Consider the following 10,906-nt stretch of genomic DNA (forward strand, 5'->3'; position numbering starts at 1 on the left):
CCAACGTTTTTGTTGCTAAGGATTACGTTCCTTTAGGTAAGACTCAATCGCGCTAACAAGTGCGAGTGGCGCCTCATCCATTGGGTAGTGCCCTGCGTTATTTATAGTCTCGATTCTGGCGTTCGGATACCACGTACCGAAGGTATCCCGCATTGCGGCGACGGTATGCGCAGGATCGTGCTCGCCGACCAACACTTTGATCGGAACGCCATTGCCATCGACTCCCGCAGAAATGTCGGTCTCGTTAAAGGCGCGCAGATAACCGCGCATCGCATCCTCGCGTACCACTGAGCGCGCATGGCGGGCCGTTTCTTCGACCCAGCGTCTGGGAAGTCTTCCACCTGTTGAGAAATTGACTATTGACATGCAAACCTCATCGCTCTCGACACCATTAAGAAAAAGCTCAAGCGTGTCAGAATCGAATCGCGCACCGCAAGCCGGCACAGGTGTAACAGCGACGATCCTCTTCACCCTCTCCGAAGCATCAAGAAGGATTCTTTGCGCTACGAGCCCCCCCATCGAGTGTCCGACTATATTGAATCGTGGCCAGTTTAATTTGTCGGCGACAGCCAGCACGTCACGAGCTATTTCCTCAACCGTGTATTCTCCCACGAGATGGCGGGAGGCACCGTAACCTCGATATACAGGGAAAGCGTATGTGAAAGCATCAACGTCCAGGACAGAGGTGAGCTTCGAGTACGTATACTCATCGCCCATCCAACCATGCAAGGCAACTACCTTCTCGGGACCGGAACCGAGCGTACTGTATGCAACAGTCGGCGCGGCGTTGTCTGTTGGCGTCGTCACAGCGTTAGCTCCGGCGAAGAATTGATTGTCGCATGAAGGTTTCGAGCGAACTCGCTCGCTGCGTTGACGTCCATCCCCGCGGTAGCTCTCGAAAACTCCTTCACGCCGCGTATTGCCGCCAACGAAGCACGCTGAATGCTGGCGATCAGTTCCGATAGACGCAGGTCCAATCCGGCCTCAGCGACCAGCACATTGACAATACCGAGTGCCGCTGCCTGGTGGCCGTTCAACTTCTCTGCTGAATAAGTCAGATAGAGGAGATTTTTCTTTGAAATTCGATCGAACAACGCTGACATCGCCATACTCGGCATGATTCCGTGATGCATTTCCGGCAAGGAGAACGACGACTCTTCCGTGGCAAGTGTGATGTCACCCAATGCCGCGAGGGCGCATCCGAATCCATAAGCGCGCCCTTGCACGACGGTAACAACCGGGATAGGGGAAGACCGGAAGCTACTGTAGGCGTCAAAGATCGTCTCGTTTCGCTGTCGTAGCGCCAGCGCCTCCTTGGGCTGCCCTTCCCGTTTCAGAGCTGGAATGTCGCGACCCAAGCAAAAATCCGGTCCCGCTCCCCGGAGGACGATAACTTTCGCGTCGGAAGGAGCGCTCCGGATATGATGCGCAAGCTCCTTCACCATAGCGTCCGTCAATACGTTCCCCTCGGTGGGTCGATTGAGGGTGATGTAGTAGGCTCCAGAGTCGGACTTGGTTAGAATCGGCGTGGCCTCAATTTGAGTTTCGGTTTGCACGTCCATTGTTGATCCAGTAGTGATGGTAAGTGCCTGTCGGCGGCGGGTTAAACACGATTTATCAGTCCAGGCTTCTCGGATGCGACGGCGTTACATGCGGACCTGGCCACCGTCGACCGCGATCGTTTGGGCGGTGATGAAAGACGCGTCGTCAGTGACCAAGAAAGCCAATGCCCCGGCAAGATCATCGGGTAACGCCGCACGTGGAATCGCCCTTACAGCATTCACATCCGCAAGCCGACGATCGTGAAACGCTTCGGTCGCTGGAGTACGCGTCAATCCTGGAGAAATCGCGTTCACCGTAATCCCAAACGGTCCCAAGTGCGTCGCCAATGCACGAGTGAAGCCAATCACGCCTCCCTTGCTCGCCACGTAGTGCGGCGCGGTCGGTGTAGAAAGCTGAAAGGTCGTAGATGCAACGTTCACTACCCGCCCCCAACGCCTCTCTTTCATCCATGGGCAAAATGCTTTCGAAAACAGGAACACTGAATCGAGATTGATAGCCAGCATCCGTTTCCAGTCCGACAGTTGCATATCTTCAAAAGACTGAACCGCATAAATTCCGGCATTGTTCACGAGGACGTCGACGCCCCCAAAAGCTTCCCGCACCTGCCTCTCGAGCGACGACACGTCATCCTCGCTAGATACATCACATCTAACATACAATGCTTTTTGTCCGGCGCCCTTCACTAACGATAGCGTTTCCTCCGCGTCGTTAATGTCTGCAATCACGATGTTCATGCCTTCGCGGGCTAACCGGCTGGCCATAGCCTGACCGATACCGGAAGCGGCACCGGTAATCAATGCTGTTTTGGGGGCGATTGTCATAATCTGATCTCTTTCTGGCTTACAGAGGGTGCACCCGAAGGGGCAATGTGTCGAGTGTGCGGAGTGTGTTAATCAAGCGATAGCGCGGCAAACCGCTCAACTCGATCGCGCGAACACGTCGCGATAGTGCGCCTAGAATGGCTTCAGCCTCTTGACGTGCAATCATTTGCCCGAGACAGAGATGCGCACCATGTCCGAAAGCCCGATGCGCAGCCGCACTGTCCCTGGTCGAGTCATACACATCTGGGTTTTCCCACTTTCTCGGGTCCCGGTTGGCTGATGCCATGAAGAACGCTATCTTCTTGTCGGCATCCACAGTCACGCCATCGATCTCTGTTTCAGAAACGGCTGTTCGAAAAAGCACTTGCGCGGGTGACTCGAAACGAAGACCTTCGTCGAAGGCGCTACGCACGGCGGCCGGATTATCTCGAAGTCGAGCAAACTGCTCAGGGTGCCGCGCCAGTTGATTCAACGTAAGTCCGATGCTAGCCACCGTAGTGTCCGTACCCGCCCGAAAGAAGGAACGCACGTGATACAGCGCCGTGCCTTTGGGGAAGTGACCAGCATCTTCAGCTTGATATAGCTGCTCGCCAAAGCCCCCCGGGAGCATTCTCTCCCTTGTCATCGCCTCTGCGTACCAATCCATGAACGGAGCGGCTTTCTCGGTGGAGCGTTTGAGCCGCTCATTGTCCGGCCCCAGCTGATTGAAGGTCATTTCACCGATCAGCACGAGACGCTCCCTGGGAACGCTCAACCCGACCATCCGCGGAAAGACGTCAAGTACAAACTCCTCCGCGATATCTTTGACGCCATCGACTTCGCGAATATCCAGCAAACGGTCGACCACCCGTTCCGCATGCTCCTCGAATGCGTCCTTCCAGCGGCGTATGACAATTGGTGAGAGGACCTTTTGAAACGCTCCGCGGACATCTGTGTGCTCCGGTGGATCGATCTCGCTGACTGATCCCGGCGCACGCCATGCTCCGGGCTGCCTGAGATCGGCGAGCCCTATTCCGGCGGACGACGTAAATCGCTGGTGCTCCGAGGCGACGGCGCACACGTCTTTGAAACGCCCGACCGCATAGCAGTCGTGCGAACTCAGGTACACAACCGGTCCAGCCTCTCGCAACACTTCATAGAACGAATACGGGTTCTCGAGTACTTCGTCGCTGAACGGATCCGTATCGAGAGTCGCAGGCGAAACTTTCACAACTTGTCTCCTAGTCTATCGGGTAAACCCTTATATGACACTTCAAATCAAACGCCCTGAAACATGCCACTCTTAAAACGCTTACGCATCCCTCCTGCATGACATCCCCGCGCGCGCGAGCAGTGCGCTTGCTCGAACCAGCCCCCGCGTATGCCCTTGACGCAATGGGTCTATGAATTGTGATATTTCAAGCGCTCGTAAGCTAATAGAAAATCCGGATATCCCTATGCTTTCATCGCTCGCCCGTCAGCGCGTCGTCCCACTCCGTCTATACTTTCCCCCGTACGAGGAAAGCATCAGCTTGATGTGCGCGTGTGATTCGCTCGTCCAGGTCAATCGGAACAGGAAACGATATGAAATTTGCACTAGTACTTACAGACAAACCAGACAGCAGCGAGCTGCGCAACGCAACCAGATCCGCCCACATCGAATGGGTTGACCAACGTCTTTCGCAAGTGGTTACTGGGGGCCCATTGCTGGACAGAGAAGGCAACGTGATCGGCAGCCTGCTTGTCATCGAGGCAGCCGATTTGAAAGAAGCCGAGGATTTCGCGGCCGCCGATCCTTACCAAAAAGCGGGGCTGTTTGCGTCGACCGTCATCTCCGAGTACAAGGCACTCATCAAGGACGGGAGACGGGCGTAGGCGATAGAAAAAGCAGCTCGATCTGCGTTCACCAGTCGGCGGCCTGAATGATCCGCCGACGCCACGCGCGCGGACTTTGCGGGCAGTCGCAAGAGAAGCGTCTCGCCACCGACCAGCTACCCTAGCCTAACCGGCTGCCAGGCGTTTCATGGCAGAGTCTGTCGATAAACGATATCTTCGATGCACCCGTCCGTCGCCAAGAACGACTCGCGCGATGCGATTATGCGTTGCTTCGGATCAAGGCTCGCCATTCTTGCCGCCAGACGGAAGGAGATCGCCGCCCTCGTCGCACATCACAACTGGCTGAGTCTCAGAATGATTGACCGGGATGCAGCGTTGAGATCAACGTGCACCGAGATCTCACGGATTACGTGGATCAGCGTCGTTGCAATGGATCGATGCTGAGACCAGCGCCGCTCTGGTCGTCTCTCGCGGTCGACTCGTTTCCGGAATCTACATCGCCACATGCAAGACCAAAACGGCGCCCACTGCCTAGGTCGCAATGCAAGTCGGCCAACGCTCAATCGCAAAACGGCTGCCCCTCAAACAAGGCCATTCGAAGCGGCTGTCATGTGAACTTGGGCTTATCTCGCTCGTCGACCGCACGGCTTCGATCATCACCGACCAACATCCTCCGCATCTTGTCCCAGCCTGGCCGGCAAGCAAGGAACAGTCGCCGGAAGAGACGAACGCTATATGCATCGCTATGCGCGGACGGCGCGACAACTCTGAACCGACGGAAGCGACCAACGAGCGCATCGCCTTGCAGCGCAGCAATACTGGCACTCGTCTGCCATGGACCAACGGCGGCGAGACGTCGCGAGTCCTCTTGCAGATCAACACGCATCCTAGAGACGTTCACGTCGGCAATGCATTGAGCTGGAATCAAGCTATCGAAGGGCCGCAGAACAACCCATGCGTTGCCCGCTCCCTCTTGACTCGGGATACGGCGAACGTCATCCTTGGGTGACGTTCGTCTACCCAGCACTTAACCGCGCGGCCCATCCAAAGAATCCCCTCCTCGCGGAGAGAGCGAATTTGATCGATGAACAACGGACACCTAGCCTGCTCACTGTCCGGTGCCTGCGGCAAATCCCGGGGCAGGCCTTACCAGAGCGCTACGCGCGACAAACCAGAGCCCGCCCAGAATCGCGCAATTCTTTAGAAAGTGTACGGTTTGCCCGATTTTCTGCGCTCCCTCAACTGCCCAAAACTGATGAAAGAGGATCGCCGTCAACAGCGTCAGACCCGCGAGCAAGGCGCAAACAGCTACAACGCGAAATCCGAATACCAAGGCGATCGATGCACCCAGTTCGACCGCGATACAGAGTCCGGTAGCCACAGCAGGCAACGGAAAGCCGACAGCGCTTAGCCGGCTCACAACTGCTCCGGGATCCAGTAGCTTGCCAACGCCGCTGTAAAAGAAAAGCACAGCGACCAGGATACGCGCTACAACGTCCAGCGTCCCGATCAGCACAAGCGCCTTTGCACTGGACGCGAATGTAGGATCAAAAGATTGATTTTCCATTTAAATCTATACCCTAAGTCAATGAAAATATGAGGAGCATGCAGCAGCCCGCGCAGCGCTTCAAACACGCTCCTCCGGAGTCGCGCGGTCACATATGGAACGAATCGCCTGTTAGCGAGACAAAACTCAAAGCATTTCGGGCACCCTGCTGTCTCCTTTAGAGTTTTCCCTCATTTCCGCTCTAAAACTTATGTTTAAGGGCGACCCGAACAAGAAACTGATGATTATTTGTCGAGTCGCCCTGAAGAGTAATGTTCGCTACCGCCGGGGCTCCAGTCGACGATGTCCCCGAGGCATGCTGCCACGCCACAGTGAGGTAGACGTCGGTCCGCTTCGATAGCAGGTAGTCAGTCATGAAACTCACTTGATGATAGTGTTGATTCCCGAGCGTTGTACCGTCGGTCGCGGTCACCCCTGAGCTAGTCAGATAATCGTATGCGGCCGCGAACAAAATCTCGGGGCGTAAAAAATATTTTGCACCGACGTCAATGTTGCTGAAGTGCGCCGCCTGTCCCCGGAGTCGCCCCCCCAAATTTGCATACTGGGTGTTAGAGTAGGAAGAGATCAACGTGACCGCGTCTAGATTGATGGTCGCACCTATAATCGCACTTTGAAATGCTTGGGCGCTCTGGTAGCCGCTATTGAGCGAGTAGGCAAGCGCAGAGGCTCCGTTTGCGTTGCCAGTGAAGTACCCTGATCCAGGAGTCGAGGAACTGGGATTTTTGAAATACAGAAACGCCGCACCGAGAGAAACCAGGCCGTTAGAATAGCCCGCTCCCAGAGAATACCCGCTATTCGCCGTTATGTTACCTGCAACACCGCCAACACTGTACTCGCCACCAAACGTAAATCCGTTCAGATTTGGACTCATGTAGCGGACTGCGTTGTTCGTTCGCCAGTCGTTTGACGCGTTGTCGAGATCACCCGGATGTCCAAACGTCGCAGCGCTAATTTGCCCGGCAATCGTAACCGGTTGCCCAAAATATACAAGCATGTCGTATTGTCGACCGAGCGTTAAACTGCCGAATCGACTGCTGTTCAAACCAACGAACGATTGTCGTCCGAATGCGGTACCGCCTTGCGCGAATGTCCCATTGTTCAGGTTTATACCCGATTCGATCGTAAAGATCGCACTCAGGCCGCCGCCGAGATCCTCCGTCCCTTTCATACCCCATCGACTGCCAAGTATGCCGCTCACGGAGTCGAGATAGATTTTCTTCCCGCCACTACTACCACCGGTGTTGCTCAGAAACATGATGCCTTCGTCGATGACGCCATAGAGTGTCACCTGACTCTGAGCGCTCGCAACTGAAGCAAAACCGGCGAAAGCAACTCCACAGATAACCTTCCATTTGAATTTCGTCTCCATCCTTTGTACTCCTTATTTTAGATTGTATTGATAGTCGAACAAATTTTTCACACGTCTCTAAGTAACCTTAGACTCCTTCTTTTAAGTCATATGAAAACCGGCGTTTTATACGACAACGAAATACACAATGACTTGTCCATTTCGCAGCTATCCCGATCTATCAATTCAGATGGTGTTGATGCGGGAGGACGACTCGGCGAAAATCGGTAGATCACCGACATCAGTTTCGCCACCGATGATCTTGAAATCAGCCTAGGTCGTGATTGTGCACCCCAAAGCGTAGGTCTCGTTTTTTGAAGCTGACCATAGTTAGAGCGGCAATCAGGGCAGCCGCGAGCGCAACCCATAGCGCTCCCACATACGACCCTGTCGAATCAAAGATTCGCCCGAAGACTAATGGTCCCAATCCAAGCCCCACCGTAAACGCGATCATCAAAAACCCGAATATTCTCCCCAGATGCGCGACGCCGAATATTCGAGAGGAGATGTATCCCAACGCATCTACCTCCGCCCCAAGGCCAATGCCCAACAACGCCGCGGCTAGGAACGATGAAACCGCGACAGGTAATGGAGACAGCAGCGACACGAAGGCAAGAGCCGGTGCAAGGAAAATCGCCGCCGTTAGCAGAGTTGCAAAAACGTGATCCAAAAATCGTGCCAATGCAATCCTTCCCAAGATCATGGCGCCGCCCATTACCGACATCGCGAAGGCGGATTTTTGCGAGCTGACCCCGGAATCCGTCAACATCATTGGAAGACTGTTAGCGCCGCCACTAATGGCAATTGAAATCGCCAAGAAAGCGAGAGAAAGCTTCCAGAAATTCAGAGTCAAGATGGCGGACCCAAGCGTTACGTCGCCTCCTTCTCCTCGCCGCACTACCGGGCTTAGCGTCTTACGAGGAGGGTCCCGCACCAAAAACACAGTCGCTATTAATCCGAGAACTACAACGATGACGCCAAGCGCCATGTACGCATTTCTCCAACCTAGTTTCAGAATGAGTGCTGCCGCTATTGGCGGTAGCAAGGCCGTACCCACTCCACCGAGCGCCAGGCTTATACTCAGGGCCATTCCTCTCTTCTTGTCAAACCAACCGGATATCATTTGTACGGTTGGTAGTGGCGTGAGCCCAAAAGCCGCCAAGCTTGCAATGAACATCAGGACGGCGAAGCTTGCGGGCGAGACAGCGAAGTGACCTAGCGCAGCAAGTGCCGCCCCGAATGCCACCGAGGAAAGCAGCGATATTCGTCTCCCACCGAACGCCTCGACAGCCAATCCAACAAGGGGGTACAAGATGGTTATAGCGATATTTGCCGGCAATCCAGCCGAAGCAATCGTACCGCGTGGCCAACCGGTATCGACCGAGATCGCTTTCGTAAATACGCCCGCCGTATAGTATAGAACCGGGCCTAAATTGATGAACATGAGCAACCCCGAGCCCACGACGACCTTCCACGCGTGATCAACGTCGGCAACCGATGACGTTGCCGCTTGAAACGGGTTAAGCTTTTCTGATCTTTGTTGCATTTTTCACCGTCGTCCTGTAAAGCAATGTATTCAGATCGCAAACACCCGTCTTTCACCCGAGTATGCGATTTGACCGGTCACCATCCCCTCCGGCGACATCAAGCGACCCGAAGTTGTAATCGACTGGTTGCCTTTGGTGACTTCACATAGGGAGAGAAAATCAGAGAAGGCTTCCAATGCTCACTGCATTGGAGCCCGACTCGACGGCGTCCGAGTTTATCTTCGGTTCGCGTTTTTGACGTTGTGCGCTTCAGCGCTCATTGAAGTCTCCGTATGTTGTTTTCTGGTTCCCATCGCACTGCTCCAACGGACGATAACTTAATGGCTAAGGTCCTTAAGAGCCATAGCGGGGTCGCCTAGCAGATTTGGATCGATCACCGCTCTCTCGACGACCAGCCGTTTGCCTTGCACGAAGTCGCGCGGGGCGTTCACGCAATCAAGCGCAATCACTCGCCCTTCTCTCATGTAAACGACGCTAAAGCTTCGGGAAATCGGGTCACCCCGTGTCACGACCGCATCGTGTCCCATCGAGAGACCGATAGTCTGCAGCCTCAAATCGTATTGATTGGACCAAAACCATGGCACTGCGTCGTATTCGGCGGGAATTCCGGTCACGGTCTTGGCGACCACATTTGCCATGTCATTAGCGTTCTGAACGGACTCCAGTCGGATGTGCATTCCGGACGCGAAAGCGTTCACATGTAGTGCACAGTCACCAACGGCGAAGATGTCGTTGAGACTAGTGCGGCACTGCGAATCCACCTTGACACCGTTCCCAGCGTCGGCGCCTGCAGCGACCAGAGGTTCAACGGCAGGAACAATCCCAACGCCGACGATAATCAGATCGGCCGCAATCAATTCGCCATCGGAAAGGCGCACGCCCGTCACTCGACCGTCCACTCCTTCGACGTGGTCGATTTTTGTCGCGAGCCTGACGTCCACACCGCGCGCACGATGCTCTGTCTCGAAAAAGCGTGAGAGGGCCTCGCCGGCGACCCGCGCCAGCACCCTGTCGAGGACCTCCACCACCGTCACCTTTTTTCCGAAATTGCTCAGCACAGCGGCAGCTTCCAAGCCGATATACCCGCCGCCAATCACCACAATTGCTTTGGCGGTCCCGAGCTCTTCCCGAAGCTGATCAACGTCCCGCCGTGTTCGGATTGTATGAATGCCAGACAGGTCATGCCCGTCACACGAAAGGCGACGTGCGGCACCACCCGTGGCCCATACCAATGCGCCGTAGCTGATGGCAGCACCATCGTCAACCGTGACCGTCTGCGCTTTCGGGTCGACGCCGGTGACGCGCTTTCCTGTGAGCATCTCTACCTTTCGATCCTCCCAAAAAGCATGCGGTCGAATCAAAATTCGCTCAAACTCTTTCTCGCCCCCGAGATAATCCTTCGACAGAGGCGGGCGCTCGTAAGGTAGCGTCGGTTCTTCGCCGGCAATTGCAATACTTCCTTTGAAGCCGTTCTGGCGAAGTGCAATCGCCGTCTGTGAGCCTGCGTGACCGCCTCCAACGATCAACGTATCGAAATGCACTGGCTGCCTCCTTTTCTAGTAGTAGTCACCGCTCTTAACTCTCTGGTGCAATCGTTACTCTGAGCCCGTTCAGCGCCTCGACAAAAGAGATCTGGCAAGCTAAGCGCGAGGCTGGGGTACGATACTCAGAACTGTCGAGCAGATCATTTTCGTCCTCGGATATCGACGAAATATGCGAAGCAAAATCTTCATCGACATAGATGTGACACGTGGCACACGAACAGCAGCCCCCGCAAACGGCAGACAATTCGCCCTTCCCACTATCGCGAATTAGTTCCATAACCGATTGACCTTGCTCACCTTCGATGGCGTGCTCGGATCCGTTTCGGTCGACTACAAAAAGCACTGGCATTTTTAGACTTTCTCCTTTGCAAAGTATCTGGAGGTCGGGGTCCTCTGCTTCGTCGCATGGCCGTCGCCATAGCGGATTGAAGCAGTCTCGACCTTGGTCGCTCGTCGCCTACGATCTCGGCCCCGCCAGCTACTCGATCGCCGTCCCGTTCGCGCGGGTCGGAAGCATCGACGGTCGTGGGGACGCGTAGCCACATCGGACGGCGCGCGCAAGCTTCTGGATACGATGACGACTAGTGTCTCGAGTGGAAAACTAGCCGATGTCTTCTTCACCATCCAATGACGTCCGGGTTCAACGACGTTAACAATGACATATGGTTCGCGCGGCCCCGATCAGGCGGAAAAACGTGCCA

General features: G+C 55.1%; 11 protein-coding genes. 2 read left to right on the top strand and 9 right to left on the bottom strand.

The features are described 5' to 3' along the window. Positions 1-15 precede the first annotated feature (15 nt). The 4 genes from J8I87_RS11865 to J8I87_RS45970 all read right to left on the bottom strand — a co-directional run bounded on the left by J8I87_RS11865 (position 16) and on the right by J8I87_RS45970 (position 3,594). Complete coding sequence (locus tag J8I87_RS11865) at positions 16-807, bottom strand: alpha/beta fold hydrolase (protein ID WP_209931645.1); 792 nt, start codon at positions 805-807, stop codon at positions 16-18. Next, the gene (locus J8I87_RS11870) at positions 804-1,562 is read right to left on the bottom strand and encodes an enoyl-CoA hydratase/isomerase family protein (RefSeq protein WP_209931646.1); all 759 of its coding nucleotides are present in this window, start codon (positions 1,560-1,562) and stop codon (positions 804-806) included. Before J8I87_RS11870 ends, J8I87_RS11865 begins: the two co-directional genes overlap by 4 nt. 84 nt (positions 1,563-1,646) lie before the next feature. Beyond that, positions 1,647-2,384 carry an SDR family NAD(P)-dependent oxidoreductase gene (locus J8I87_RS11875; RefSeq protein ID WP_209931647.1) on the bottom strand — a complete coding sequence of 246 codons (738 nt, stop codon included), beginning with the start codon at positions 2,382-2,384 and terminating at the stop codon, positions 1,647-1,649. A gap of 19 nt (positions 2,385-2,403) precedes the next feature. After that, complete coding sequence (locus tag J8I87_RS45970; RefSeq protein ID WP_209931648.1) at positions 2,404-3,594, bottom strand: cytochrome P450; 1,191 nt, start codon at positions 3,592-3,594, stop codon at positions 2,404-2,406. A 353-nt stretch (positions 3,595-3,947) separates the two neighbouring features. Between J8I87_RS45970 and J8I87_RS11885 the strand changes: the two genes are divergently transcribed. Both J8I87_RS11885 and J8I87_RS11890 read left to right on the top strand, forming a co-directional pair. Beyond that, entirely contained in the window at positions 3,948-4,238 is a 291-nt protein-coding gene (locus tag J8I87_RS11885; protein ID WP_209931649.1) for a YciI family protein, read from the top strand. Positions 4,239-4,740: 502 nt separating this feature from the next. After that, a complete protein-coding gene (locus J8I87_RS11890) occupies positions 4,741-5,208 on the top strand; it encodes a hypothetical protein (protein WP_209931650.1) in 468 nt (155 codons plus the stop codon). A gap of 99 nt (positions 5,209-5,307) precedes the next feature. On the opposite strand, the gene J8I87_RS11895 is transcribed toward J8I87_RS11890, so the two are convergent. The 5 genes from J8I87_RS11895 to J8I87_RS11915 form a co-directional block, all read right to left on the bottom strand. After that, positions 5,308-5,766, bottom strand: coding sequence for a DoxX family protein (locus J8I87_RS11895; RefSeq protein ID WP_209931651.1), 459 nt, complete (start codon positions 5,764-5,766; stop codon positions 5,308-5,310). 181 nt (positions 5,767-5,947) lie between these two features. Then, the gene (locus J8I87_RS11900; protein WP_209931652.1) at positions 5,948-7,135 is read right to left on the bottom strand and encodes a porin; all 1,188 of its coding nucleotides are present in this window, start codon (positions 7,133-7,135) and stop codon (positions 5,948-5,950) included. A 247-nt stretch (positions 7,136-7,382) separates the two neighbouring features. Beyond that, positions 7,383-8,660, bottom strand: coding sequence for an MFS transporter (locus J8I87_RS11905; RefSeq protein WP_209931653.1), 1,278 nt, complete (start codon positions 8,658-8,660; stop codon positions 7,383-7,385). A gap of 318 nt (positions 8,661-8,978) precedes the next feature. Further along, positions 8,979-10,202, bottom strand: coding sequence for an FAD-dependent oxidoreductase (locus J8I87_RS11910; RefSeq protein ID WP_209931654.1), 1,224 nt, complete (start codon positions 10,200-10,202; stop codon positions 8,979-8,981). Between the two features lie 34 nt (positions 10,203-10,236). Further along, positions 10,237-10,554: a 2Fe-2S iron-sulfur cluster-binding protein gene (locus J8I87_RS11915; RefSeq protein WP_209931655.1), complete on the bottom strand. Its 318-nt coding sequence runs from the start codon at positions 10,552-10,554 to the stop codon at positions 10,237-10,239. Positions 10,555-10,906 lie beyond the last annotated feature (352 nt).

This window comes from Paraburkholderia sp. LEh10 (assembly GCF_017814945.1).
GTDB lineage: Bacteria > Pseudomonadota > Gammaproteobacteria > Burkholderiales > Burkholderiaceae > Paraburkholderia.

Excerpts from the sequence above, each read along its gene's own strand:
- J8I87_RS11915 (WP_209931655.1), bottom strand. The coding sequence starts at position 10,554 with ATGCCAGTGCTTTTTGTAGTCGACCGAAACGGATCCGAGCACGCCATC.
- J8I87_RS11870 (WP_209931646.1), bottom strand. The coding sequence starts at position 1,562 with ATGGACGTGCAAACCGAAACTCAAATTGAGGCCACGCCGATTCTAACC.
- J8I87_RS11890 (WP_209931650.1), top strand. The coding sequence starts at position 4,741 with ATGCAAGTCGGCCAACGCTCAATCGCAAAACGGCTGCCCCTCAAACAA.
- J8I87_RS11885 (WP_209931649.1), top strand. The coding sequence starts at position 3,948 with ATGAAATTTGCACTAGTACTTACAGACAAACCAGACAGCAGCGAGCTG.
- J8I87_RS11875 (WP_209931647.1), bottom strand. The coding sequence starts at position 2,384 with ATGACAATCGCCCCCAAAACAGCATTGATTACCGGTGCCGCTTCCGGT.
- J8I87_RS11905 (WP_209931653.1), bottom strand. The coding sequence starts at position 8,660 with ATGCAACAAAGATCAGAAAAGCTTAACCCGTTTCAAGCGGCAACGTCA.
- J8I87_RS11895 (WP_209931651.1), bottom strand. The coding sequence starts at position 5,766 with ATGGAAAATCAATCTTTTGATCCTACATTCGCGTCCAGTGCAAAGGCG.
- J8I87_RS11900 (WP_209931652.1), bottom strand. The coding sequence starts at position 7,135 with ATGGAGACGAAATTCAAATGGAAGGTTATCTGTGGAGTTGCTTTCGCC.